Below are 26,843 nucleotides of genomic sequence, written 5' to 3'. Positions count from 1 at the left end.
ATGGTCGGATGAAATTCCATGAAATGCAGATAGAACAAGTAGAAAAGTCTCTAGAAACCGACTTTTCTTCTGGATTATCACAGGAAGAAGTAAAAAAGAGAATTAATATGCACGGACTAAATGAGTTGGACGAAGGAGAAAAGCAATCAGCTTTACTCTTATTTTTTAGTCAATTTAAGGATTTTATGGTCTTAGTTCTTCTCGCAGCTACCTTAATCTCCGGATTGCTTGGCGAATATATTGATGCCATTGCTATTATTGCCATCGTAATTATCAATGGCTTTCTTGGTTTTTTTCAAGAAAGGCGGGCAGAGAAATCACTTCAGGCATTAAAGGCATTATCTGCACCACAGGTCTCTGTGCTCCGGGATGGTCAGTGGATCAAAATTCCTTCGAAAGAAATTGTGGTAGGGGATATTTTGAAGTTTGTCAGTGGGGACCGCATCGGTGCCGACGTCCGTGTGATTGAGTCAAAAAGTTTAGAAATTGAAGAATCAGCACTTACAGGAGAATCAGTCCCTGTTTCCAAGCATATAGAAATCCTGACTAACCCTAACCCTGGCATAGGAGATATGGAGAATATCGCATTTATGGGTACGATGATTACGAGGGGAAGCGGGATAGGAGTCGTCATTGCAACAGGTATGAAAACAGCAATGGGACAAATTGCAGATTTGCTTCAAAATGCAGAGGCGCAAGATACTCCATTGCAACGCCGCTTAGAGCAGCTGGGAAAAATACTAATTACAGTAGCCTTACTATTAACTGTTCTGGTTGTAGTGGTTGGAGTTTTGCGAGGACACGACATTTATGAGATGTTTTTAGCGGGTGTTTCTCTTGCAGTTGCGGCCATACCTGAAGGGCTGCCGGCAATCGTGACAGTGGCATTATCCCTCGGTGTGCAAAAAATGATTAAGAAAAATGCCATTGTCAGGAAATTGCCCGCAGTAGAAACACTTGGCTGTGCTTCGGTCATATGTTCAGATAAAACGGGAACAATGACACAAAACAAAATGACGGTTACCCATTTATGGAGTGGGGGTCAAACTTGGACAGTTGATGGGGTAGGGTATCAGCCGCAAGGGAATTTCTATAGAAATGAACGCAATATTAATCCTAAAGATGAAAAGGCATTGCAGCAAATGCTGATTTTTGGGATGTTATGTAATCATTCAGATTTAGTCATTAAGGATGATGATTATATTCTTGACGGAGACCCAACCGAAGGGGCACTGTTGGTAAGTGCAATGAAAGCAGGTTTTGATCGTCCCAAATTATTAGATGAGTTTACAATCATAAATGAATTCCCATTTGACTCAACCAGAAAAATGATGAGTGTTCACGTTAAAGACAAGCAGGGACGGCATTTTATAGTTACAAAAGGGGCACCGGACGTCATTTTAGATATTAGTGAATCCGTTCTTTGGGACGAGCGAACACAATTTTTAAATAAAGAGACACAAGTGAAGGTTCAGGAGGCAATAAATGGACTCGCATCACAGGCACTTCGAACGATCGCGATTGCCTTTAAACCAATACAGGCTAATACGATTATTTTAAGTGAACGAGAAGCTGAGAAAAATTTAACGCTTATTGGTATTCAAGGAATGATTGACCCGCCGAGACCTGAAGTGAAAAAGGCTGTAAAGGAATGTAAAGAAGCAGGTATTAAAACTGTCATGATTACCGGTGACCATGTCATCACTGCAAAAGCGATTGCCTCCCAACTTGGAATTATAACGAATAAAAGCAAGGTCATTGATGGGAATGCATTATCTGAAATGACAGTCGAAGAGCTTGAAGAAATAGTCGATGATGTTTCAGTTTTTGCTAGGGTTTCACCAGAGCATAAACTGAAAATTGTCAAAGCATTACAAAATCGCGGACATATTGTCGCCATGACGGGTGATGGTGTGAACGATGCGCCAGCTATTAAAGCCGCTGATATTGGAGTCGCTATGGGGATTACCGGGACAGATGTCGCCAAAGAAGCTTCCTCTCTTATCTTGTTAGACGATAACTTTGCCACGATTAAGGCTGCGATAGTGGAAGGCAGAAATATCTATGAAAATATTCGCAAATTTGTTCGATACTTGTTGGCTTCTAATGTTGGTGAAATTTTGGTCATGTTGTTTGCGATGATTTTAGCGCTGCCTCTGCCGCTTATTCCTATCCAAATCCTCTGGGTGAATTTGGTTACTGATGGGTTGCCGGCTATGGCACTAGGGCTCGATCGACCTGAAGAAAATGTAATGAAACGTAAACCACGAAGTCCAAATGAAGGTGTTTTCTCGCGAGGTCTGGGCTGGAAGGTTGTGTCACGTGGCTTCCTAATAGGGCTGGTAACATTACTATCCTTTATGATTGTTTACAATAACGATCCTGCCAAGTTGCAATATGCACAAACCGTTGCCTTTGCAACACTTGTCATGGCTCAGCTGATTCATGTGTTTGATTGCCGCAGTGAGAAATCAGTGCTCTCGAGAAATCCTTTCGGAAATCAGTACCTTGTTTGGGCCGTTTTATCTTCACTTGCATTGATGTTTGTTGTTATTTATTACCCGCCATTACAGCCTATTTTTCACACACTGCCGGTAGCAGCTAAGGATTGGCTGTTGATTGTTGGATTATCATCGATACCAACTTTTTTACTAGCCGGGTCATTTTTGTTAAGAAAAACAAAATAAAGTGTGTTATAATCCAAAAGGTAATAGATTCCACTCTATTACCTTTTGTCTTTTTTGAAAAATATAGCTAGCCGATCAATTTTTCAGAAGATTGGATGTGCACAAAATGGTTATAAGTATGACAGGCTTTGGAAGAGCTAAAACAGAATCAGATTGCTTCTCTGTCAATGTGGAAGTAAAAACAGTGAACCACCGTTTCTGTGAAATGAATATCCGCATGCCAAGGCAGCTTTTAAAAATAGAAGATAGAATGAAAAAGAAACTTAATCAGTATATCCGCCGTGGAAGGGTAGAAGTTTATGTTAGCTTAGAGGGTGAAGGCGTCGTAACCCGCAAAGTCCACGTGGATTGGAAACTGCTAGATGAGTATTATCAATTTATCAAACAGGCTCGTGAAAAATATGATGTTGAAGGAACGTTAACACTACAGAATTTGCTAAGTAGAAGTGAACTTTTACATATTGAAGAAAGTGAAGCTGGCAATGAAGAGCTTGAAAATCTTGTTCTGGCTGCAACAGAAGAAGCTGCCAAGTTTTTAACACAAATGCGGATGGCAGAAGGTGAAGAATTAAAAAAGGATTTGCTCGCCATTTTATCTCAATTAGAATCACATGTTTTTGAACTCCAGAAATTTGCTCCACTCGTTGTTCAATCCTTTAAAGAGCGTTTAACAAAAAGAATGGAAGAGTTTGTTAATGGGCAATTGGACGAAACGAGGATCTTGACGGAAGTAGCCGTTTTTGCTGATAAAGCAGATATAAACGAAGAAGTCACACGATTAAAAAGTCATTTTCAACAATTCTTGCAAACCCTTGAGAGCATGGAACCAATTGGAAGAAAATTAGATTTTATCGTCCAGGAAATGAATAGAGAAGCAAATACCATTGGTTCAAAAGCAAACGATTCAAACATTGCTAAAAAGGTTGTAGATATTAAAAGTCTACTTGAGAAGCTAAAAGAACAGGTTCAAAATATCGAGTGATCCTTGTTTAGAAACTGTTTGAGACGGTCAAAATATATTATTAATGATTGGATGAGTACCATGTCGATAAAATTAATTAATATTGGATTTGGAAATATCGTTTCTGCCAATCGAATTATTTCAATTGTCAGCCCTGAATCTGCTCCAATAAAAAGAATTATTCAAGATGCCCGGGACCGGGGAGCATTAATTGATGCCACATACGGTAGGCGGACACGAGCGGTGATTGTTATGGATAGTGATCATGTTATTCTATCAGCTGTACAACCTGAAACGGTAGCGCACCGCTTAGCTGATCGTGATGAAATAATTGATGAAGGGTAGGATTTATGAAATGCAGGAAAAAGGATTGCTGATTGTGCTTTCTGGGCCCTCCGGGGTTGGAAAAGGAACGGTTCGAAAAGAAATTTTTTCCCATCCGGATACAGCTTTTGAATACTCCATTTCAATGACAACCCGCTCACCTCGAGATGGGGAGATTGATGGAGTGGATTACTTTTTTAAGTCAAGAGAAGAGTTTGAACAATTAATTGAACAGGGCAAACTGTTAGAGTATGCCGAATTTGTCGGGAATTATTACGGTACCCCTGTTGACTATGTTCGTTCCACTTTGGATGCTGGAAAAGACGTCTTCTTAGAGATTGAAGTAAAGGGTGCACGTCAGGTACGAGAAAAGTTCCCTGAAGGTTTATTTATTTTCCTTATGCCGCCAAGTTTATCTGAACTAAAGAACAGGATTGTAACAAGAGGAACGGAAACAGATGACATCATACAAAACCGCCTGCTTTCAGCTCGCGAAGAAATTGAAATGATGGAATTATATGATTATGTTGTTGAAAATGACCAAGTGGAGCGCGCCTGTGAACGCGTGAAATCCATTGTTACTGCGGAGCATTGCCGCAGAGAACGTGTTGAACACCGCTATAAAAAATTGCTGGAGGTTGAATTATAATGTTATATCCTTCTATTGATTCGCTGCTTGAGAAAATTGATTCGAAATACTCGCTTGTTTCCGTAGCTGCGAAGCGCGCTCGTGTGATGTCCCAGGTAAGAGATGAAAGATTGCCAAAATACGTTTCCCATAAACATGTTGGAAAAGCACTAGAGGAAATATACAGCGGTGAACTAACCTACCGAATTTCTAAAAAAGCAGACACATCTGCTGAGTAGTCTTAATAGTTATTAATTGACAGTAAATTTCTGAGAGAAGGCCTGACAAAAGGGGAAATCCTTACATGTCAGCCTTTTTTATTTTGGTTATCCTCGTTATGTAGAATTTGTCGAATTACGAGTGGAAAAAGGTGAAAAATTGCATTCATTCTATCATAATAAAGAAAGAGTGAAATGAACGAGAAGCGGGGGAATCCAATAATGGTACAGGATAAAAAAATATTATTATGTGTTACAGGCGGAATCGCCGTATATAAGGCAGCAGCACTAACAAGTAAGCTTGTTCAGGCTGGTGCTCATGTAAAAGTCATTTTAAGTGAATCTGCACAGAATTTTGTTACCCCATTAACTTTTCAGGCGTTATCCCGTAATGAAGTATATATTGATACCTTTGACGAAAAAAATCCGCGTGTCATTGCCCATATTGATTTAGCTGATTGGGCAGATTTAATCCTTGTTGCACCTGCTACAGCAAATACGATTGGGAAAATAGCTGGTGGAATAGCCGATAATATGATAACAACGATCCTGCTTGCAGCAACCTCACCAGTCTGGATTGCCCCTGCTATGAATGTGCATATGTACGACCATCCTGCTGTGAAAAAGAACCTCTCAATATTGGCTGAGTACGGATATCAATTTATTGAACCAAGTGAAGGTTATCTTGCCTGTGGATATGTAGGAAAGGGCCGATTGGAAGAGCCGGAAAAAATCGTCCAGCTCGTACAACAATTTTTTACCGATCAATTCCAACAAACCTTAAGAGGACAAACAGTTGTGGTTACAGCGGGGCCAACACGGGAAAAGATTGATCCTGTTCGTTTTATTTCCAATCATTCAACAGGGAAAATGGGTTATGCCCTTGCAGTTGAGGCAAAAAAACAAGGTGCCCATGTTGTATTAGTTTCGGGACCGGTTGGGTTACCAGCTCCATTAGGTATGGAAGTGGTGAAGGTCGAGAGCGCTGAAGAAATGTATAATGCAGTATTGAAGTATTATGACTCAGCGGATGTAGTCATTAAAACAGCCGCCGTTGCCGATTACCGTCCAAAAATTGCATATGAGCATAAGGTAAAGAAACAAGCCGGTGACTCGAGTATAGAGTTGGAACGAACGAAAGATATCCTGCTTGAGTTGGGTAAGAGAAAGAAGAACCAAGTGCTTGTAGGCTTTGCAGCTGAAACGGAAAATGTTGAAGAATATGCAAGGAAAAAATTAAATGCGAAAAATGCGGATATGATCGTTGCAAACAATGTGAAAGCGGAAGGGGCAGGGTTTGGGACAGATACAAATATTGTCACACTTTTCAAACGGTCTGGTTCAAATATAGATTTACCGATTATGTCAAAAAGTGATGTAGCAAAAAGGATTATCAAAGAAATTACTTCCCTATTGAAGGATATGGATGAAAATGGAAATAGCTAGTGTGATTGTGGATGTACCGGCAAAACAAACGGATAGAGCGTTCGATTATTTAATTCCAAAGCAGTGGTGGGGAACAATCCAGCCGGGAATGAGGGTAATCGTTCCGTTTGGTCCGAGAAAAATCCAAGGATTTGTCACATCGCTTAAAACACAATCTGAATTTAAAAAATTAAGAGAAATTATCGAGCCCATGGATCTTGAGCCAATCTTAAACAAGGATTTACTTGACCTGGGTGACTGGCTAACTGAGAATACACTTTGTTTTAAAATCTTTGCTTTTCAGGTTATGCTTCCAGCAGCATTAAAAGCTAAATACGAAAAAAAAGTGAAGATTACTGCAGGGGTGAAGGCTGCTGATTTATCAGAACCCCTTCAAACTCTTTTTGAAAACAATCCAATGATTGACTGGGAAGATGCTTTGAATAATGGAGTGGTTCCCTTATTACAAAAAGAAGCAGCAAAAGGTAAACTTGAAGTCCTTTACATCGTTAAGGAGAAGGTCAAAAAGAAACAGCGTAAGTTTGTCCGACCACTTGTATCGCTTGCTGAATTGAAAGATGAAGTAGTCCGATTTCCAGCAAAAGCTGAAAAGCAAAAACTAGTATTGAGCTATTTTATCAATCATTTCGAACCAGTTGAATTGAGACAGCTTGTCGCTGAATTAAATACGACATCCTCAACTGTTAAGGCACTTGTAGAAAAGAAACTTCTTACTGAGTATGAAATGGAGGTTTACCGCGATCCGTTTGAACATAGGACCTTTAAACGAACAAAGCCCTTACCATTAACAAATTCCCAACAAACCGTGATTGGGCCGATTCTAAACGCGATTGAATCAAATCGACATGAGGTATTCTTGCTCTATGGTGTAACAGGAAGCGGAAAAACCGAAATTTACCTCCAATCCATTCAAGAAGTTATTGAAAGAGGACAGGAAGCAATAGTGCTTGTACCAGAAATATCACTCACTCCCCAAATGGTGAATCGTTTTAAAGGGAGATTTGGGGACTTAGTGGCTGTTTTGCACAGCGGTTTGTCAGCTGGAGAAAAATATGATGAGTGGCGGAAGATTCAACGTAAAGAAGTAAAAGTAGCTGTAGGAGCAAGATCAGCGATTTTTGCCCCATTTGAGAACTTAGGAATTATTATTATTGATGAAGAGCACGAAACAAGTTATAAGCAGGAGGATATGCCTCGATATCATGCTAGGGATGTTGCAATTGAAAGAGCTAAAAAGTATAACTGTCCGGTTGTGCTCGGAAGCGCTACCCCATCACTCGAGTCGTTTGCCAGGGCTCAAAAGAAGGTGTATCATCTATTATCGCTCCCTAACCGGATGAATAATCAAACCCTGCCCTCAGTAGAGATCATTGATATGCGTGAGGAGCTTCGTGACGGAAATCGGTCAATGTTTTCACGTAAGCTTTTTGATATGCTTAAGGACCGAATAGAAAAAAAACAACAATCTGTTTTATTTTTAAATAAACGGGGTCATTCGTCATTTGTGATGTGCCGGGACTGCGGTTATGTGATGATCTGCCCAAACTGCGACATATCGCTTACCTACCACCGAGTAAATGAACAAATGAAATGCCATTATTGCGGGTATGAAAGCCATGTTCCAAAGCAATGCCCGGAGTGTTCCAGTGATTATATTCGGTATTTTGGGACTGGTACTCAAAAGGTCGAGGACGAGCTTGGTAAAATTCTTCCAGAAGCAAGAGTTATTCGGATGGATGTTGATACAACTGGTCGAAAGGGCTCACACGAACGATTATTAACTGATTTTCAGAATGGCAAAGCAGATATTCTCCTCGGGACTCAAATGATTGCAAAAGGGCTGGATTTCCCAAATATCACCCTGGTTGGTGTGCTTTCGGCTGATACGATGCTGCATTTACCTGATTTCCGTGCGTCTGAAAAAACATTTCAATTATTAACACAGGTAAGCGGAAGAGCGGGACGTCATCAATTGCCGGGGGAGGTCATCATTCAGACCTACACCCCTGAACACTATAGTGTCGAACTTGCGGGAACACAGGATTATGATCTCTTTTACCAAAGAGAAATGATGATTCGAAAAACCCATCATTATCCACCCTTCTATTATCTGTCCCTCATAACAGTCAGTCATGACCAGTTGATGACTGTCGTTACAGCGACAGAGAAAATTGTTAATTATGTACGTTCACAGGTTTCAAAGGATGCCGTCGTTTTAGGACCTGCAGCCTCGCCGATTCCTAGGATTAATAATAGATATCGCTATCAATGTCTGATAAAATACAAGCGGGAACCGAACTTGACAAAAATGTTAAAAACCATCTTGGATCAACACCAGAAAGATACTAAAAGCGGCTTATTGGTTTCAATAGATGTAAATCCATTTATATTAATGTAAGTTAGCCAAAGGTAACCTGGTCATCAAAGGTTATTATTTCGCATTTTTGGTGAAAATGTAAGCAATTAATAAATTTAAAACGCCTATATAAGAATGGAATTATTGGGGGAAATAATTTGCCTATACTCAAAGTAATAAATTACCCTGCTGAGATACTTGAGCAGACTTGCAAGCCAGTGATTAAGTTTGATAAAAAGCTTGCAAAAATACTTGATAATATGTATGACACGATGATTGAATTTGATGGGGTGGGACTAGCTGCTCCGCAAATTGGATTGGACGCACGCATCGCAATTGTTGATATCGATGATGAATTAGGGACAATCGAAATGATTAACCCAGTAATAATAGAAACATCCGGTGAACAAACTGGACCAGAAGGTTGTTTAAGTTTCCCTGGATTATTCGGTGAAGTGACAAGGTCCAATTTTGTTAAAATTGAAGCATTTGACCGTAAAGGCAGAAAATACACATTAGAAGCAGAAGAATTCCTAGCAAGGGCGATTCAACATGAAATCGATCATCTGGACGGGATTTTATTTACATCTAAAGTGACGAGATATCTCGAGGAAGATGAGTTAAAAGGAGTAGAAGTTGAATGACGAAAATTGTTTTTATGGGTACTCCAGATTTTTCTGTGCCAATCTTACAACAACTGATTAAAGATGGATATGATGTCATTGGAGTAGTTACACAACCAGATCGACCGGTGGGAAGAAAAAAGATTTTAACACCTCCCCCGGTTAAGGTAGAAGCCTTGAAACATTCTATTCCTGTTTTTCAACCGGAAAAAATCCGTCAAGAAGAAGAACTTGAAAAAATCCTATCCTTGAATCCAGATTTAATTGTTACTGCTGCGTTTGGGCAAATCCTACCCAATAAGCTGTTAGAAGCGCCTAAATACGGTTGTATAAATGTTCATGCATCTCTGCTCCCAGAACTTCGTGGTGGTGCTCCTATTCATTATGCAATTATGCAAGGAAAACAAAAAACAGGTGTTACCATCATGTATATGGTTGAAAAATTAGATGCTGGGGATATTTTAACAAGTATTGAAGTCCCAATTGCTGAAGAGGACAATGTTGGTACATTGCACATTAAATTAAGTACAGCCGGGGCTAAATTGTTGGCAGAAACTTTGCCGCTTCTTTTGGAAGGCCGTCTGACGCCTAAGCCTCAAAACAATGAAGAAGCCACATTTGCTGCCAATATTAAGCGAGACCAAGAAAAAATTAATTGGACAAAAACAGGTGAAGAAATCTTTAATCATATTCGTGCTCTAAATCCATGGCCGGTTGCGTTTACAACCGTGAATGGTCAGGTCTTAAAAATATGGCGGTCAGAAAAGGTATCTGGACAGAAAATGGAAGTACCTGGAACAATCATTAATATAGAATCGGATGGCTTTTCGGTATCAACCGGTAATGAAACGGCAATCAAAATCATTGAACTTCAGCCCTCTGGAAAAACAAAAATGATGAGTGAACAATTTTTACGGGGTTCAAAAATTTCAATAGGCACCAAGCTGGGAGAATAAAATGACTTCAACAATAAATAATGTACGGGCAATCGCAATGGATAGTTTAGTTGCTATTGAGAAAAACCAATCTTACAGCAATTTACTTCTTAATAATACAATTGAAAAACACGAATTGTCTCCTAAAGACGTCGGACTGCTAACGGAATTGACTTATGGAACCTTACAAAGAAGAATGGCACTTGACTATTATTTAGAGCCTTTTGTCAAAGATAATAAAAAATTAGCCAATTGGGTTCATCATTTACTTAGACTAACGCTTTATCAAATGATTTATCTCGATCGAATTCCGGACAGAGCAGCGATCTACGAAGCAGTAGAAATTGCCAAAAGTCGTGGTCATAAGGGGATAGCAAGTTTGGTAAATGGAGTATTGCGGAGTATTCAAAGAGAAGGGCTCCCATCCATGGAGGAAGTCTCGGACCCAAACAAAAGACTATCACTTGAAACTAGCCACCCTGAATGGCTAATTACTCGATGGGTTAACCAATTTGGCTATGAAAAAACAAAAGAAATGTGTGAAGTTAACCTAACAGCACCATTGCAAACAGCTAGAGTTAATCTCACGAAAATTTCAAGAGATGAATGTGTTGCGATTTTAGAAGAAGATGGTTTTCAAATCGAAAAAAGTCCAATTATTCCTGAGGCGATCAGATCGTTAAAGGGGAATTTAGCGTCTACCATTGCTTTTAAATATGGAATGTTTACTATTCAAGATGAAAGCTCGATGCTCGCCGCCTATGCATTAGGGGCAAAGCAAAACGAATTTATCCTTGATGCTTGTGCAGCACCAGGTGGTAAAAGTACACATATCGCTGAAAAAATGGATAATACGGGAGAAGTTATATCGGTTGATCTCCATCAGCACAAAGTCAGATTAATCAATGATAATGCCAAGCGACTAGGGTTAGAAAATATAAAAACAAGCGTTTCTGATTCCAGACAAATACAGGAAAAATTCAACAAAGAATCATTTGATCGTATCCTTCTGGATGCTCCGTGCTCGGGTCTTGGAGTAATGAGGAGAAAGCCTGATATGAAATACACAAAAACAGAGAAGGATATTGAGCGGTTAAGTACGATCCAGCAAGACTTATTAATGTCCGTATCCCCTTTATTGAAAAAGGATGGCATCCTTGTCTATAGTACTTGTACTGTAGATAAAGAGGAAAATGAATACACGGTTAAGACATTCCTAGAGAATAACCCTGAATTCGAAGGAGATTTATCATTTAAAAACAGGATGCCTGAAGCTATCCAACCATTGATTACAGGTTTTGATGTACAGATATTCCCACAAGATCTTGGGTCAGATGGGTTCTATATTGCAGTTTTAAGGAAGAAGGTGTAACAGTTGGAACAATTAAATACAACTGAGACAAACACAGCTAAGGAAATTAAGAAGAAATCAATTTATTCATTACAGCTTAACGAATTAAAGAATTGGCTGACTGAAAATGCTGAAAAGGCATTCCGTGCCGAACAAATCTATGAATGGCTTTATAAAAAACGAATTACATCATTTGAGGATATGAGTAATTTATCAAAAGGTTTAAGAGATAAGCTTGCTAGCCATTTTGAATTAACAACATTAAATACGGCGATTCAACAAACATCATCTGATGGAACCATAAAATTCCTTTTTGAACTTCAAGATGGATACTCCATTGAAACGGTGCTAATGCGTCATGATTATGGAAACTCCGTTTGTGTTACGACACAGGTAGGCTGCCGAATAGGTTGTACTTTTTGTGCCTCTACATTAGGCGGCTTAAAAAGACACTTAGAGGCAGGAGAGATTGTCGCACAAGTTGTAAAAGTTCAGCAAACACTTGATGAAACAGATGAGCGTGTAAATTCAGTTGTTATCATGGGGATTGGTGAGCCATTTGATAATTATGATAATATGTTATCATTTTTAAAAATAATCAATCATGAAAAGGCTCTTAATATCGGAGCACGCCATATAACCGTATCAACAAGTGGTATCGTTCCGAAAATTTATCAATTTGCAGATGAAAATACACAAATTAATTTTGCTATTTCTCTGCATGCTCCCAATACGGAATTACGTTCAAGGCTAATGCCTATTAATAAGGCTTACAAACTTGATGACTTAATGGAAGCAGTAAGGTATTATATCGATAAGACAGGTCGTAGAATAAGCTTTGAATATGGTCTTTTTGGCGGTGTAAATGATTCAGTCGAGCATGCTGAAGAGTTAGCTATATTATTAAAAGGATTAAAATGTCATGTGAATCTAATTCCTGTAAACTATGTTCCTGAAAGAGATTATGTACGGACTCCAAGAGACAAAATTTTTGCTTTTGAAAAAACATTGAAAAACCGAGGTATTAATGTAACCATTCGCAGGGAGCAAGGTTCAGATATTGCTGCAGCATGCGGGCAACTTCGTGCAAAGGAGCGGAAAGAGGAGACGAGGTGACAAAAGTGAAGGCTGTTTTTAAAACGGACCAGGGTAGAGTTCGCCAGAATAATGAGGATAGTGGTGGTACTTTTGTTAATCGGGATGGACACCGTCTTGCCATCGTAGCAGATGGCATGGGCGGTCACCTTGCCGGTGATGTTGCTAGTAGCATGAGCGTTACGCATCTTCAAGAAATGTGGGAGAAATCTGAAGGAATTCGTACAGCAGATCAAGCCGAAGCATGGCTGAAAACCCATGTTCTACAGGTTAATCAATTATTGTTTGACCATTCAAGAAGTCACGTGGAATGCGAAGGTATGGGTACTACTATAGAGGCAGTGATTGCTTCTGAAAATTTTACAACGATTGCACATGTGGGGGATAGTCGTTGTTATATCTTAAATGATACTGGCTTCCAGCAGCTAACTGAGGACCATACACTTGTGAATGAGTTAGTCCGAACTGGACAAATCACGAAAGAGGATGCAGAACATCATCCCAGGAAAAATTGGATATTAAGAGCGTTAGGAACAGAACAGGATGTAAAAATCGATATAAAAACGATAATGTTCGAAGAAGGAGATTTTCTCCTTTTATGCTCTGATGGGTTGTCAAATAAAGTCAACGAACAGGAAATGGTTAATATTCTTCAAAATGAAGAATCGCTTGAACAAAAGGCTTCCGCATTAATTAATATTGCAAATGATAACGGTGGAGAAGACAATATTACCCTGATCATATTAGAATATGCTAATGATTTTGAATTGGGTGATGAGCAGTGATTATTGGGAAAAGAATAAGCGGCCGCTATAAAATTCTTAAAATGATAGGCGGAGGCGGAATGGCCAATGTCTATTTAGCACATGATATGATACTGGACAGAGAAGTTGCCGTGAAAATGCTCCGCCTTGATTTTGCCAATGATGAAGAATTTATTCGGCGCTTTCATAGAGAAGCACAATCTGCCACAAGTCTTACCCATCCAAATATCGTTAGTATTTATGATGTGGGTGAAGAGGATTCTCTTTACTATATTGTTATGGAATATGTGAATGGGCAAACATTAAAGCAATACATAAACCAGCATTCGTCACTCCGTGTAGAAAAAGCATTAGACATAATGATGCAATTAACATCTGCAATTTCCCATGCCCATCAAAATCATATTATTCATCGTGATATAAAGCCGCATAACATTCTAATTGATCCTAATGGCAGTGTGAAAATTACTGATTTTGGGATAGCCATGGCCTTAAGTGCGACAAGCATTACCCAAACAAATTCTGTGTTGGGTTCTGTCCACTATTTATCACCGGAACAAGCTCGTGGGGGAATGGCTAATCGGAAATCAGATATTTATTCACTTGGGATTGTCATGTTCGAAATTTTAACAGGCAGGCTTCCATTCTCAGGGGAATCAGCCGTTTCGATTGCATTGAAACATCTCCAGTCAGAAACACCTTCTGTTAGAAGGTGGAATTCAACTATACCGCAAAGTGTAGAGAATATAGTCCTAAAAGCAACGGCAAAGGATCCATTTCATCGTTATAACAGTGTCGATGAAATGGAGGAGGATTTAAGGACGGCGCTAAATCCTGAAAGAATGGATGAACCGAAGTTTATTATTCCAATTGATGATGAGGCAACAAAAGCCATTCCAATCATAACAGATGACCGTCCACATAAAAACCTTGATGAAACATTAGTGCATAGTAATGATAAAATATTGCCTGCCAAAAAGGATACACCTAATAAGGAGAAAACTAGTAAGAAAAAGCGGAAAAAATGGCCGATGATCTTAATTTCGACTTTCCTTATACTTTCCATTCTCGGACTATTAACAGTTACATTTTTACCTGATTTATTGTCTGCTAAGGACGTCAAAATACCTGACGTAAGTGGGATGGATGTTGATGATGCGATTTCTGAGCTTCAGCTCAGCGGAATAGTGGTTGACAAACAGGTTGAAATTCCTGATGATCTGGTGGCTGAAGGAAAAGTTATCAAGACCGACCCTGAAATTGGCAGTACAGTCAAGGAGAACGCAAAAGTTAATTTATATATTAGTACTGGTAAAGAAAAAATTGAGCTATCTAATTATGTTGGCCGGATATATGATGATATTTTCCGTTTATTAGAAGACAGGGGTTTTAAAGATATTTTGAAAACTGAGAAATACGATGAGAGTGAACCAGGAACCATTATTAGCCAAAACCCTTCAGGAGGCGAAGAAATTATTCCTGAAGATACTGCATTAGAATTTGAAGTCAGTAAAGGACCTGAAATAATTGTCCTAAGGGACCTAACCGAATACAATTTAAAAGGGGCCGAGGATTATGCCTTATTAGTAGGGCTGACTTTAGATGTCTCAGAAGAAAAATATGATGAAAAAATTCCTGCTGGCATGGTAATATCACAAACACCAAAGGCTGGAACAGAACTGAAAAAAGGCGATAAGGTATCAGTCATTATTTCAAAAGGAAAAGAAGAAAAACCGCCCAAAACGGTAGTTAAAGATATAACAATTGATTATGAACCGGCTGTCCCAGTGCCAGTGCCAGGAGATCCTGTGCAAAAACAAGAGGTTTTAATCTACATCGAAGATATGAATCATAGTATGACGGAACCTGCCGAATCATTTTTTATAACTGAAACGACAAAAAAACAAATAGAACTCACTATTCCATATGGCGGAAAAGCGGGCTATAAGATTATTCGTGACAGCAAGGTGATAGCAGAGGACGTAATTAACTATCCAGAAACAGAGTAATTAATATTACTATGCTCTTTATCCAATCAGTTAACAGAATTTTGAATGATAAGTTGATGTTTTCGAAATGAATGACAAGGAGTGTGGCTATGCCTGAAGGGAAAATTGTTAAAGCATTAAGCGGTTTCTATTATGTTCTTGATGATGACAAGTTGATCCAATGCCGTGGTAGAGGGGTATTTAGAAAGAATAAAATTACCCCCCTCGTTGGAGACGAAGTTGTTTTTCAAGCAGAAAATGACTTGGAAGGCTACATTATGGAAGTGAAGACACGAAAGAACGAATTGATACGTCCCCCCATAGCGAATGTAGATCAAGCGATCCTTGTGTTTTCGGCTGTTGAACCAGATTTCAGTACTGTTCTTTTAGATCGTTTCCTTGTGCTAGTTGAATTTAATCGGATTGAACCGCTTATTTGTATCACTAAAATGGACCTCACAAACGAAGAGCAGCAAAAAAAGATTAAGATTTATGCAGAGCAGTATTCGTCTGCAGGGTATAAAGTAATCCTAACTTCTTCCGAAACCGAAGCGGGAGTTGAACTGTTAAGTCCACACATTGATAATAAAATATCTGTTTTTGCTGGTCAGTCAGGTGTAGGAAAATCATCTTTGCTAAATGTCCTTAGACCTGATCTTGATTTGAAAACAAATGATATTTCGTCGCATCTTGGCCGTGGAAAACACACGACAAGACATGTGGAGTTAATAAAGATTGGAAATGGATTAATAGCTGATACACCAGGCTTCAGTTCATTAGAATTTACCAATATTGAAGCCGAAGATTTGACTTCATGTTTTCCTGAAATGCAAAGAGCAAGTGAGAATTGTAAATTCCGAGGATGCTTGCATGGGACCGAACCGAAATGCGGTGTGAAACATGCAGTTGAATCAGGTGAAATCCCTAGGTACCGATATGAACATTATCTGGATTTCCTACAGGAGATAAAAGATAGAAAGCCGAGGTATTAAAGATGGTAAAAATAGCACCTTCGATTCTTTCCGCCGATTTTTCGAAATTAGGTGAAGAGATTATTGCTGTTGAAAAAGGTGGAGCAGACTATATTCATGTCGATGTCATGGATGGTCACTTTGTACCAAATATTACGATTGGTCCGCTCATTGTTGAGGCCATTCGTCCGATTACGAAGCTGCCACTTGATGTACACCTAATGATTGAAAACCCTGATCAATATATTGAGGCATTTGCCAAAGCTGGAGCCGATTTTATTACCGTACATGTGGAAGCATGTCGTCATCTTCACCGCACAGTCCAAAATATTAAATCCTTTGGTATTAAGGCGGGTGTTGTTTTAAACCCGGCAACCCCCGTGGAATCCATTCAGCACATAATTGGAGAGATTGATATGGTATTATTAATGTCGGTTAATCCAGGGTTCGGTGGGCAAAAATTCATACCAGAGGTACTTCCGAAAATAAGAAAAGTTAAAGAAATGGCAGAACAAAAAGGCTTAGACATTGAGATTGAAATTGACGGCGGTGTTAATTCAGAAACGGCAAAGCTATGCATGGAAGCCGGCGCAAATGTACTTGTTGCAGGCTCGGCTATTTATAATGAAGAAGATTATGCCAAGGCAATTTCGCAAATAAGAGGTTAATGATAAGAGCCAGCTTTAGCGCTGGCTTTTTGCATATGGAAAAGGAGTTAGTTTTATGATTATTAATATTCTAGCCGGAGGACCTGAAAGCCTATTACCTGATTTAACAGAGTATCTAGAGAAAGATGCAATTTGGGTCGGAGTTGACCGAGGTGTCTATCATTTGTTAAAAAGAAATATAACTCCGGACATTGCCTTTGGGGATTTCGATTCAGTATCATCTGAGGAATTAATGTTTATTGAAGAACGTGTAGTAGAATTGAAGAAGTATAAGCCGGAAAAAGATGAAACAGACATGGAGTTAGCCCTCAATTGGGCACTTAATCAGAATCCAAGTATGATCCGTATGTTCGGTGCAACTGGGGGGAGACTTGATCATTTATTTGCCAATGTGCACTTATTGCTGAATCAATTCAAAGCCAAAAAATCGGCTGATATCTGCTTGATTGACCGCTATAACCTCATTTTTATTAAAGAACCTGGGCACTATACAATTGAAAAAATAAACAAAAAAAAATATATTTCCTTTGTTCCTTTAACGCTAAATGTCAGCAATCTCACCCTAAAGGGCTTTAAATTTCCTTTGGAAGATCGTCATATTCCAATCGGGTCAACACTATGTATTAGTAATGAACTTATTAGTGAATATGGTACTTTTTCATTTTCTGAAGGCATATTAATAGTGATAAGAAGTCACGATTAATATGCAATACAATTTGGTACTGATTTCGTTCGTTTGAATAAAATGGTAGGGCGTTCGAAAAAAGTTGAGATGAATAAGCTGGGGAGATTTGTGAGGAGGGACAGTATGAAATTCTATACAATTAAACTGCCGAAATTTTTAGGCGGACTTGTCCGTGCGATGATTGGGGCGTTTAAAAAGAACGAATAGCATGGGTTTTTATCTAGATATTCTTTTCATTAACGAATGGCACCCGTTTAATTTGGGTGCTTTTTATTTGGTTAAATAGGGAATAATAGGGTTGTAGAGTAATTGTACTTTTTGTATATAAAGAAAAGACATCCTCATCGGATGCCTTTTCCATATTAAACGCGTTCTACTTTACCTGATTTTAACGCTCTTGCAGAAACCCAAACACGTTTAGGCTTTCCATCAACAAGAATACGTACTTTTTGTAGGTTAGCACCCCATGTACGCTTATTTGCGTTCATAGCGTGAGAACGTGCGTTACCAGTTGTTGTTTTCTTTCCAGTTACAACACATTGACGTGGCATAATGATTTCCCTCCTTAACTACCAAAAGCTTTATACAGCTATCTTTAAGATCCTCATCTGAAAAAAGAAAATTGATTGAACAAATTTTCTAGACTTGAGATACCTTAATAATTTATCATACAACTTATTTGATTGCAATAGTTACCTTTCAAGAAAAAAGCCTTGACATCCCTATTTATTAAATGCACTTATATTAAGCAGGCAGGAATAACTTTCAATATTGCATTGACTATAGTAAAATGACTGTAGTCAAGGAGCAATTTTTTCAAGAGGGGGAACGATTCATGTCCATTGAATTAAAAACAAAGTTCGGACAAATTGATATTTCAAACGAAGTAATCGCGACCATCGCTGGAGGAGCGGCAATCGAATGCTATGGAATTGTCGGTATGGCCTCAAAGAATCAAATTAAAGACGGAATTACGGAAATACTACGAAGAGAAAACTTCACTCGCGGCGTGATCGTCCGCCAAGAAAATGAGGCATTACATATTGATATGTACATTATTGTTAGCTATGGAACGAAAATTTCCGAAATTGCCCACAACGTGCAATCAAAGGTTAAATACACCCTCGATAAGACTGTTGGACTTGCCGTTGACTCGGTAAATATTTACGTTCAGGGAGTTCGAGTGACGAACCCTTAAGTTCGAGTGACGAACCCTTAAGTTCGTGTAATGAACCTCAAGTAGAGGAGGAAAGTTTGTGTCAATAACAGCTTTAGATGGAAAACGTTTTGCCGAGATGGTAATTCAAGGTGCAAATCATTTGGCTGCAAATGCAAAAATGGTTGATGCTCTAAACGTTTTTCCCGTGCCCGATGGTGATACTGGAACAAACATGAATTTATCAATGACATCAGGGTCGAAAGAAGTAAAAAATAATGTTCAAGAACATATTGGTAAAGTTGGAGTAGCCCTTTCTAAAGGATTGCTGATGGGGGCTCGCGGAAATTCAGGAGTGATCCTTTCACAGTTGTTCCGTGGTTTTTCTAAGGCAGTAGAAATGAAAGCGCAAATTTCAGGGAATGATTTTGCCCATGCCCTCGAGGCTGGAGTAGAAACTGCGTATAAAGCAGTAATGAAGCCTGTTGAAGGAACCATTTTAACTGTAGCAAAGGATTCAGCTAAAAAGGGCGTACAAGCTGCCCAGAATTCAAATGATATTATTGTAATTATGGAAGAAGTTTTACAAGAAGCAAAAGCTTCATTAAAGCGTACTCCTGATCTGCTTCCAGTGTTAAAGGAAGTCGGTGTTGTCGATAGTGGCGGACAAGGTCTTGTGTTTGTTTACGAAGGATTTCTTGCGGTCCTTAAAGGCGAAAAACTTCCCGATACACCTTCTGCATCTCTTTCTATGGATGAATTGGTTAATACTGAACACCACAAAAATGTCCAGGGACATATTAACACGGCAGATATTGAATTTGGATACTGCACCGAATTTATGGTTCGCTTTGAACAGGAAAAGACAGCCAAGCATCCTTTCAGTGAAGGGGTTTTCCGAAATGACCTCAGCAAATTAGGTGATTCTTTATTAGTCATAGCGGATGAAGACGTTGTAAAAGTCCATATACATTCCGAACAGCCTGGCGAAGTACTAAGCTACGGACAAAAGTACGGAAATTTAATAAATATGAAGATTGAAAACATGCGTCAACAACATACCAATATTGTTGGTGAAACACATATTGCACCCGTTGCTGTACAACAGAAGCCGCCAAAAGAGCAGCAAGAATACGGAATTGTAGCGGTTTCCATGGGAGCAGGAATTGCAGATTTATTTAGAAGTATTGGCGCCCATGCCGTAATAGAAGGCGGGCAAACGATGAATCCAAGTACGGAGGATATCGTGAAGGCTGTTAAGGAAGTTAATGCTAAAAAGGTATTTATTTTACCTAATAATAAAAACATTATTATGGCAGCCCAACAGGCAGCAGATGTGGCAGAAGAAGATATTTATGTCATACCATCCAAAACTGTCCCTCAAGGACTTTCGGCTCTTTTAGCATTTAATCCGTCAGCGGAACTTCACGCCAATGAGTCTGCAATGAATGATGCCCTAAAACACGTAAAGACTGGTCAAATAACCTTCGCTGTACGAGATACACAGATTGATGGTTTAGAAATCGAGAAAGATGATTTTATGGGTATTGCTGAGGGGAAAATTGTAGTAAAGAACAAGAACAAAGGAAAAGTAGCTGAAGAATTACTTTCACAAATGCTCGCAGACGATTCAGAAATCTTGACCATCATTTATGGGGAAGACGTTAGCGAAGAAGAAGTAAATCAGCTGACACAGTTTGTGGAAGAGACTTATGAAGATGTAGAAGTAGAAATCCATAACGGCGGGCAGCCGTTGTATTCATTTATCTTTTCAATTGAATAATGAACCGCTAAAATAGAAGGGGAGTTCCCTTCTTTTTTTTGTAAAAAAGAAGTTAGAAAGAGTAATTTAGAACAAAATCAATAGATATATCTGCGCTTAGTGGGGGAGTCGTGTAATAGTGAATCCACATCTTAATCAAACAATAACTGTCATTAAGGGAATTGGTGAAGAGACTGCCGAGATTTTTTCAGAAATGAAAATCTTTACGATACAAGATTTATTGGAATATTTTCCTTATCGTTATGAAGATTACCGCCTTCGTGAAATAACAGAGGTACAGCATGATGAGAAAGTAACAGTGGAAGGGAAGGTTCATAGCGAGCCTTCTCTTGTCTATTATGGAAGGAAGAAATCCAAACTAATGATCCGACTTTTCGTTGGTTCTCATTTAATCAAAGTAGTCTTTTTTAACCAACCCTATTTGAAAAATAAAATCATTATTAATGAAACGATAACAGTCACAGGAAAATGGGATGCCCATCGGCAAACAATCACTGCAAATGAAATGCAGTCAGGCACAAACGCCAAGACAAAGGATTTTGAGCCTGTGTACTCATTAAGAGGGAAATTAACAACGAAGGGAATACGAAAATTTATCAGCATTGCTTTCCAGCAATATGGACATTTTATTGAAGAAACACTGCCAGCAGCATTCTTAAAAAAGTATCGCCTTCTTGATAGACAGGGGGCAATTGAAGCAATGCACTTTCCGAGCAGCCAAGAGGATGTGAAACAGGCACGAAGGCGCATTGTTTATGAAGAATTTCTTATGTTTCAACTAAAAATGCAGGCCTTAAGGAAATTTGAACGGGAACATTCCCCAGGAATTTGCCAAAACTATAACGTTACTCAGGTAGAGGGTTTTATCAATAGTCTTCCATTTCCGTTAACAAATGCTCAAACACGGGTTGTCAATGAATTGTTAGCGGAACTAAAATCACCCCTACGCATGAATCGATTGTTGCAAGGGGATGTTGGTTCGGGGAAAACTGTAGTGGCTGCAATTGGTTTATATGCCAGTGTAACAGCAGGTTACCAAGGTGCTCTAATGGTCCCAACAGAAATTTTAGCAGAGCAACATGCGCAAAGCTTAAAAAGCATGCTAGAACCATTTGATGTCAGGTGCGAGCTTTTAACGAGTTCTATTAAGGGTAAACGGAGAAAGGAAATCCTTCATGAACTGGCAGAAGGAAATGTTAATCTATTAATTGGTACGCATGCTCTCATACAGGATGAGGTCACCTTCAAAAGACTCGGTTTTGTCATTACCGATGAACAGCATCGCTTTGGGGTCGAGCAGCGAAGAGTGCTCAGGGAAAAAGGCGAGAATCCTGACGTTCTTTTTATGACTGCGACACCGATTCCACGAACACTTGCAATCACGGTGTTTGGTGAAATGGATGTTTCCATTATTGACGAGATGCCAGCTGGCCGAAAATCAATTGAAACTTACTGGGCAAAGCCGGAAATGCTTGAGCGTGTACTTGCCTTTGTTGAAAAAGAATTACAAAAAGGACACCAAGCCTATGTAATTTGCCCGCTTATTGAAGAATCAGAAAAGCTTGATGTCCAAAACGCAATCGATGTATTTAATACTTTAAGCCAATACTTTCAAAACCGTTATAAAGCGGGTCTTATGCACGGGCGTTTAAGTTCGGAAGAAAAAGACTCCGTAATGAAGTCGTTTAGTACCAACGAAGTACAGGTGCTTGTCTCAACTACAGTTGTTGAGGTTGGTGTTAATGTACCAAACGCGACCATGATGGTTATTTATGATGCTGAAAGATTTGGCCTGTCTCAGCTTCACCAGCTTCGTGGACGTGTTGGACGTGGCAGTGATCAATCCTACTGTATTTTGCTTGCCAGTCCTAAATCAGAAGTGGGCCAAGAAAGAATGCGGATCATGACAGAAACAAACGATGGATTTGTTCTAAGTGAAAAGGATTTAGAACTCAGAGGTCCTGGTGACTTTTTTGGCAGAAAACAAAGCGGTGTTCCTGAATTTAAGGTTGCAGATATGGTTCATGATTATCGGGCGCTAGAAACAGCGAGAAGTGATGCGATGATGCTTATCCAATCAAAAACCTTTTGGACAGCGGAAGAATATCAATTTTTAAGAAAAATGCTAGAAGAATCAGGTGTATTAGAAGGGGAAAAGCTTGATTAATAAAGTATTTTTCCCTTTATATGAATTCCTGAATAAAAAAAGCAGATGCTATGTATAAAAAACAAACTCTTGCAATCTGCTATTTCAAATTTTATACTACTATTAGTACCTAGTCATAAGATCTCGGACGGTGTAAAAATTCATGAGAAAAAGTAAAAAAGAGCGCCAGCAATTGTTAACCACTACAATAAAAGATAATCCATTTATTACTGATGAAGATTTAGCAGAAAAATTCCAAGTAAGTGTACAAACAATCCGTCTTGATCGGTTAGAATTATCAATCCCGGAACTACGGGAACGAATTAAGACTGTTGCTGAAAAACGATTTGATGATGAGGTCCGCTCCCTTCCGCTTGAAGAAGTCATTGGTGAAATTATTCATATAGAATTAGATCAAAATGCTATTTCGATTTTTGATGTAAAAAATGAACATGTGTTTATTCGTAATAACATTGCCCGTGGTCATCATGTATTCGCACAGGCAAATTCCCTAGCAGTAGCCGTCATTAACGATGAATTGGCGTTGACAGCAAAGGCGAATATTCAATTTAAGCGTTTGGTAAAATTAAATGAGCGTGTCATAGCCAAGGCAAGAGTAACAAAAATCGATGGGAACTTAGGCAGAACAAGTGTCGAAGTGACAAGTTTTGTAAATAATGAACTTGTTTTTACCGGAGAATTTGAAATGTACCGTTCGAAAAATCGGTAAAGGATGAGGAAAAAAATGAACCTAGCAATTGATGCAATGGGCGGCGACAATGCTCCAAAGGAAATCGTTTTAGGCGCACTAAAAGCTGTACAAGCATTTTCTGATATACATATTACCCTTGTCGGGGATGAAAATAAAATTAAAGAAACATTAACTGATCATGAACGGATTTCTGTTATACATACAACCGAAGTGATTCTCGGAACAGACGAGCCTGTAAAAGCAGTTCGCCGCAAAAAGAATGCTTCCATGGTGCTAGCGGCTCAGCAGGTAGCGGATGGATTGGCAGATGCATGTATCTCTGCAGGAAATACAGGTGCCTTAGTCGCGGCAGGTCTTTTTGTGGTTGGCAGGGTAACTGGAATTCACCGCCCGGCCTTAGCACCAACGCTTCCGACCATTGGCGGCGAAGGCTTCCTTTTACTAGATGTCGGGGCCAATGCTGAGGCCAAACCAGAGCATCTATTGCAATATGCATTGATGGGTTCCATTTATAGTGCAAAAGTAAGAGGAATTACACAACCAAGAGTGGGTCTATTAAATATTGGCACAGAGGAAAAGAAAGGGAATGAACTTACCAAGCAGGCCTTTGAACTATTAAAAACGGCTAATATCAATTTTGTCGGTAATGTGGAAGCAAGGGATTTACTTGATGGTGCAGCTGATGTAGTTGTTACCGATGGATTTACGGGTAACATGGTGCTAAAGACGATTGAAGGAACGGCACTATCCATGTTTAAAATGTTAAAAACGGCTTTAATGAGCAGTTTTACAAGTAAACTAGCTGCCGCTGTGTTAAAACCGAATCTTAAAACTTTAAAGAATACGATGGATTATTCCGAATATGGCGGTGCTGCACTGTTTGGTTTAAATGCACCTGTAATTAAGGCTCACGGATCTTCGAATGGGCAAGCTATTTTTAGCGCCATCCGGCAAACGAGGGAAATGGTAAGTAACGATGTTGTTGGATTAATTAAAATGTCAACAGAAGAAGCGAGTATTGCCAAAGTAGAACGGTAAAGGAGGATTAAAATGAAGAAAATAGCATTTGTGTTTCCCGGGCAAGGGTCACAAGCCGTCGGGATGGGGAAAGAGTTAGCAGAGAAACACTCCGAGGTAATGGATTATTTTAAGAGAGCAGATGAAAAGCTTAACACTCAACTGAGTAAACTTATATTTGAGGGACCAAAAGAAGAATTGACAATTACCTATAATACACAGCCAGCCCTTTTAACAACAAGTATTGCTATATTGGAATACTTCCAAAAATCTGGGATTAAAGCTGATTTTGTTGCTGGTCACAGTTTAGGTGAATATACGGCCCTTGTTGCAGCTGGCACCTTTACTTTCGAGGAAGGGGTGTATGCTGTTAGAAAACGAGGCCAGTTTATGGAAAGTGCTGTACCTAATGGGGAAGGATCGATGGCGGCTGTGCTGGGTCTTGATCGCGCTCCATTATCAAATGTGACGGCAGAAATCAGTGATGCTGGTTTTCCTGTGTCTTTAGCAAATTTAAACTGCCCAGGTCAGATTGTAATTTCAGGTTCGAAAAAAGGGGTAGAACTTGCAGCCGTGAAAGCGAAAGAAGCAGGGGCAAAAAGAGTGCTTCCATTAGAAGTAAGCGGTCCTTTTCATTCCGTGTTAATGAAGCCAGCAGCAGTTCAATTGCGTCAAGTATTGGACGAGATTGAAATGAGGGATGCTAGGGTCCCAATCGTGGTAAACGTTTCTGCTGAACCAATCAGTTCTGCCTCTGAAATTAAGGATAAGTTAATTGAACAACTTTATTCCCCGGTACAATGGGAAGACTCCGTTCGAAAAATGATTGATTTGGGTGTCGATACATTCATTGAAGTGGGTTCTGGGAAAGTTCTATCAGGCTTAATCAAAAAAATTGATAAAACAGTGTCAACGTATTCTGTATCAGACGAGGAAAGCGCACAAGCTGTAATAGATGCGTTAAAGGAGGAAAGACTATGAATCTTGAAGGAAAAGCAGCCCTTGTAACAGGTGCATCAAGAGGTATTGGCAGAGAAATCGCTCTTGAACTTGCACGACAAGGAGCAAATGTGGCGGTTAATTTTTCCGGCAGTGAAGCCAAAGCAAATGAGGTTGTTGATGAAATAAAGGCACTTGGGAGAGAGGCATTTGCTGTAAAATGTGATGTTTCAAACTCAGGAGAAGTCGCAGAAATGGTTAAGGGAACGATTGACCGCTTTGGGAAACTTGACATTCTCGTCAATAATGCGGGTATTACCAGAGATAATTTATTAATGAGAATGAAAGAAGAAGAATGGGACGACGTTATTAATATCAATCTTAAAGGTGTCTTCCTGTGTACAAAAGCAGTAACAAGACAAATGATGAAGCAACGGGTAGGACGCATCATTAATATTGCATCGATTGTTGGCGTAAGTGGGAATCCAGGACAGGCAAACTACGTGGCCGCAAAAGCTGGGGTCATTGGTTTAACAAAAACAACGGCTAAAGAGCTGGCATCTCGCAATATTACCGTAAATGCCATTGCACCTGGCTTCATCACAACGGATATGACCGATAAATTACCTGAAGAAGTAAAAACAGAAATGTTAAAACTGATTCCTTTAGCAAGATTAGGAGAGCCTAAAGACATCGCCAAAATCACCGCATTCCTTGCTTCTGATGATTCTGCCTATATCACAGGGCAGACGCTTCATATTGATGGCGGCATGGTAATGTAATTAGAAAAGCACGCTTCCTTTGCGCGGCGTATGGACTGGAGCGCTCCAACTGAGATAAAGGAAACACGGAGCTGCACAAGATTCGATGTTGACTTATCGTAGGGCGGAGAGCGAAGTCAACTAGCCGTTGGGCGCTGGAGCTAGACAGTAATAAAAGTTCAAAGTAATTTTAATAAAAACTTAGTGTATTATTTTGTTGAAATACTCTATAATAGCTTGAGGGGAGGTGAACAGGCATGGCAGAGGTATTAGAACGTGTAACAAAAATCATCGTTGACCGCTTAGGCGTGGATGAATCTCAAGTTAAACTTGAAGCTTCATTCAAAGATGATCTTGGAGCTGATTCCCTTGACGTAGTTGAACTAGTTATGGAATTAGAAGATGAGTTCGATATGGAAATTTCTGACGATGATGCTGAAAAAATTAGCACAGTTGGTGACGCTGTTAATTACATACAAAGCACGAAGTAATCGTTGGATTTATTCACAAAAGCTCCGTTTTCAAACGGAGCTTTATTCTGTAAAATAGAACTTGGCTTCCAACTGTGATGCCAAGTTTCTTTGCGTTTTGCTAAATACTTTTTTTAAACTTATACTTGAGTGGTGTGT

The 26,843-nt window shown here is 39.3% G+C and carries 26 protein-coding genes; 25 read left to right on the top strand and 1 reads right to left on the bottom strand.

The window, feature by feature from the left end; translation table 11 throughout:
- Positions 1 to 8 precede the first annotated feature (8 nt).
- The 17 genes from J7E63_RS03365 to spoVM all read left to right on the top strand — a co-directional run bounded on the left by J7E63_RS03365 (position 9) and on the right by spoVM (position 17,907).
- Positions 9 to 2,687: a calcium-translocating P-type ATPase, SERCA-type gene (locus tag J7E63_RS03365; RefSeq protein ID WP_215010264.1), complete on the top strand. Its 2,679-nt coding sequence runs from the start codon at positions 9 to 11 to the stop codon at positions 2,685 to 2,687.
- Positions 2,688 to 2,793: 106 nt separating this feature from the next.
- Complete coding sequence (locus J7E63_RS03360) at positions 2,794 to 3,669, top strand: YicC/YloC family endoribonuclease (protein WP_215010263.1); 876 nt, start codon at positions 2,794 to 2,796, stop codon at positions 3,667 to 3,669.
- A gap of 60 nt (positions 3,670 to 3,729) precedes the next feature.
- A complete protein-coding gene (remA, locus tag J7E63_RS03355; protein ID WP_026566410.1) occupies positions 3,730 to 3,993 on the top strand; it encodes an extracellular matrix/biofilm regulator RemA in 264 nt (87 codons plus the stop codon).
- Positions 3,994 to 4,003: 10 nt separating this feature from the next.
- Complete coding sequence (gmk, locus tag J7E63_RS03350) at positions 4,004 to 4,621, top strand: guanylate kinase (RefSeq protein WP_214731260.1); 618 nt, start codon at positions 4,004 to 4,006, stop codon at positions 4,619 to 4,621.
- Complete coding sequence (rpoZ, locus tag J7E63_RS03345) at positions 4,621 to 4,839, top strand: DNA-directed RNA polymerase subunit omega (protein ID WP_088086339.1); 219 nt, start codon at positions 4,621 to 4,623, stop codon at positions 4,837 to 4,839. Before gmk ends, rpoZ begins: the two co-directional genes overlap by 1 nt.
- A gap of 201 nt (positions 4,840 to 5,040) precedes the next feature.
- Positions 5,041 to 6,264, top strand: a complete 1,224-nt coding sequence (gene coaBC, locus J7E63_RS03340) for a bifunctional phosphopantothenoylcysteine decarboxylase/phosphopantothenate--cysteine ligase CoaBC (RefSeq protein WP_215010262.1) — start codon at positions 5,041 to 5,043, stop codon at positions 6,262 to 6,264.
- Positions 6,251 to 8,662, top strand: coding sequence for a primosomal protein N' (gene priA / locus J7E63_RS03335; protein WP_215010360.1), 2,412 nt, complete (start codon positions 6,251 to 6,253; stop codon positions 8,660 to 8,662). The genes coaBC and priA overlap by 14 nt, the downstream gene beginning before the upstream one ends.
- A gap of 116 nt (positions 8,663 to 8,778) precedes the next feature.
- Positions 8,779 to 9,264: a peptide deformylase gene (def, locus tag J7E63_RS03330; RefSeq protein WP_215010261.1), complete on the top strand. Its 486-nt coding sequence runs from the start codon at positions 8,779 to 8,781 to the stop codon at positions 9,262 to 9,264.
- On the top strand, positions 9,261 to 10,199 hold the full coding sequence (gene fmt, locus J7E63_RS03325) for a methionyl-tRNA formyltransferase (protein WP_215010260.1): 939 nt from the start codon (positions 9,261 to 9,263) through the stop codon (positions 10,197 to 10,199). The genes def and fmt overlap by 4 nt, the downstream gene beginning before the upstream one ends.
- A 1-nt stretch (position 10,200) precedes the next feature.
- Positions 10,201 to 11,550, top strand: a complete 1,350-nt coding sequence (rsmB, locus tag J7E63_RS03320; protein WP_215010259.1) for a 16S rRNA (cytosine(967)-C(5))-methyltransferase RsmB — start codon at positions 10,201 to 10,203, stop codon at positions 11,548 to 11,550.
- Positions 11,551 to 11,553: 3 nt separating this feature from the next.
- Positions 11,554 to 12,645 carry a dual-specificity RNA methyltransferase RlmN gene (rlmN, locus tag J7E63_RS03315; protein ID WP_215010258.1) on the top strand — a complete coding sequence of 364 codons (1,092 nt, stop codon included), beginning with the start codon at positions 11,554 to 11,556 and terminating at the stop codon, positions 12,643 to 12,645.
- A gap of 5 nt (positions 12,646 to 12,650) precedes the next feature.
- Positions 12,651 to 13,409: a Stp1/IreP family PP2C-type Ser/Thr phosphatase gene (locus J7E63_RS03310; RefSeq protein WP_308161901.1), complete on the top strand. Its 759-nt coding sequence runs from the start codon at positions 12,651 to 12,653 to the stop codon at positions 13,407 to 13,409.
- Positions 13,406 to 15,397 carry a Stk1 family PASTA domain-containing Ser/Thr kinase gene (gene pknB / locus J7E63_RS03305; RefSeq protein ID WP_215010256.1) on the top strand — a complete coding sequence of 664 codons (1,992 nt, stop codon included), beginning with the start codon at positions 13,406 to 13,408 and terminating at the stop codon, positions 15,395 to 15,397. Before J7E63_RS03310 ends, pknB begins: the two co-directional genes overlap by 4 nt.
- An 89-nt stretch (positions 15,398 to 15,486) precedes the next feature.
- Entirely contained in the window at positions 15,487 to 16,368 is an 882-nt protein-coding gene (gene rsgA / locus J7E63_RS03300; RefSeq protein ID WP_088086346.1) for a ribosome small subunit-dependent GTPase A, read from the top strand.
- Positions 16,369 to 16,370: 2 nt separating this feature from the next.
- Positions 16,371 to 17,015: a ribulose-phosphate 3-epimerase gene (gene rpe, locus J7E63_RS03295; protein ID WP_215010255.1), complete on the top strand. Its 645-nt coding sequence runs from the start codon at positions 16,371 to 16,373 to the stop codon at positions 17,013 to 17,015.
- 55 nt (positions 17,016 to 17,070) lie between these two features.
- Positions 17,071 to 17,718, top strand: a complete 648-nt coding sequence (locus tag J7E63_RS03290) for a thiamine diphosphokinase (RefSeq protein WP_215010254.1) — start codon at positions 17,071 to 17,073, stop codon at positions 17,716 to 17,718.
- Between the two features lie 105 nt (positions 17,719 to 17,823).
- Positions 17,824 to 17,907, top strand: a complete 84-nt coding sequence (gene spoVM / locus J7E63_RS03285; RefSeq protein WP_035445740.1) for a stage V sporulation protein SpoVM — start codon at positions 17,824 to 17,826, stop codon at positions 17,905 to 17,907.
- 155 nt (positions 17,908 to 18,062) lie between these two features.
- Here spoVM and rpmB read toward each other — a convergent pair whose 3' ends face one another.
- The gene (gene rpmB, locus J7E63_RS03280) at positions 18,063 to 18,251 is read right to left on the bottom strand and encodes a 50S ribosomal protein L28 (protein WP_026566424.1); all 189 of its coding nucleotides are present in this window, start codon (positions 18,249 to 18,251) and stop codon (positions 18,063 to 18,065) included.
- Between the two features lie 284 nt (positions 18,252 to 18,535).
- Between rpmB and J7E63_RS03275 the strand changes: the two genes are divergently transcribed.
- The 8 genes from J7E63_RS03275 (at position 18,536) to acpP (ending at position 26,705) form a co-directional block, all read left to right on the top strand.
- The gene (locus J7E63_RS03275; RefSeq protein WP_088086349.1) at positions 18,536 to 18,898 is read left to right on the top strand and encodes an Asp23/Gls24 family envelope stress response protein; all 363 of its coding nucleotides are present in this window, start codon (positions 18,536 to 18,538) and stop codon (positions 18,896 to 18,898) included.
- A 58-nt stretch (positions 18,899 to 18,956) separates the two neighbouring features.
- Complete coding sequence (locus J7E63_RS03270; protein ID WP_215010253.1) at positions 18,957 to 20,639, top strand: DAK2 domain-containing protein; 1,683 nt, start codon at positions 18,957 to 18,959, stop codon at positions 20,637 to 20,639.
- 118 nt (positions 20,640 to 20,757) lie between these two features.
- The gene (gene recG, locus J7E63_RS03265) at positions 20,758 to 22,806 is read left to right on the top strand and encodes an ATP-dependent DNA helicase RecG (protein ID WP_215010252.1); all 2,049 of its coding nucleotides are present in this window, start codon (positions 20,758 to 20,760) and stop codon (positions 22,804 to 22,806) included.
- Positions 22,807 to 22,948: 142 nt separating this feature from the next.
- Positions 22,949 to 23,515, top strand: a complete 567-nt coding sequence (gene fapR / locus J7E63_RS03260) for a transcription factor FapR (protein WP_215010251.1) — start codon at positions 22,949 to 22,951, stop codon at positions 23,513 to 23,515.
- A 15-nt stretch (positions 23,516 to 23,530) separates the two neighbouring features.
- The gene (plsX, locus tag J7E63_RS03255) at positions 23,531 to 24,535 is read left to right on the top strand and encodes a phosphate acyltransferase PlsX (protein WP_215010250.1); all 1,005 of its coding nucleotides are present in this window, start codon (positions 23,531 to 23,533) and stop codon (positions 24,533 to 24,535) included.
- 12 nt (positions 24,536 to 24,547) lie between these two features.
- A complete protein-coding gene (gene fabD, locus J7E63_RS03250) occupies positions 24,548 to 25,495 on the top strand; it encodes an ACP S-malonyltransferase (RefSeq protein ID WP_215010249.1) in 948 nt (315 codons plus the stop codon).
- Complete coding sequence (fabG, locus tag J7E63_RS03245) at positions 25,492 to 26,235, top strand: 3-oxoacyl-[acyl-carrier-protein] reductase (RefSeq protein ID WP_215010248.1); 744 nt, start codon at positions 25,492 to 25,494, stop codon at positions 26,233 to 26,235. The genes fabD and fabG overlap by 4 nt, the downstream gene beginning before the upstream one ends.
- Positions 26,236 to 26,471: 236 nt before the next feature.
- Positions 26,472 to 26,705 (top strand): acyl carrier protein, encoded by a 234-nt coding sequence (gene acpP, locus J7E63_RS03240; RefSeq protein WP_026566432.1) that lies wholly within the window; start codon positions 26,472 to 26,474, stop codon positions 26,703 to 26,705.
- Positions 26,706 to 26,843 lie beyond the last annotated feature (138 nt).

The sequence above is a fragment of the Bacillus sp. ISL-75 genome (assembly GCF_018613095.1).
Note: the sequence above shows the minus strand (reverse complement) of the source record. Positions and strands in the feature narration are given on the sequence as shown.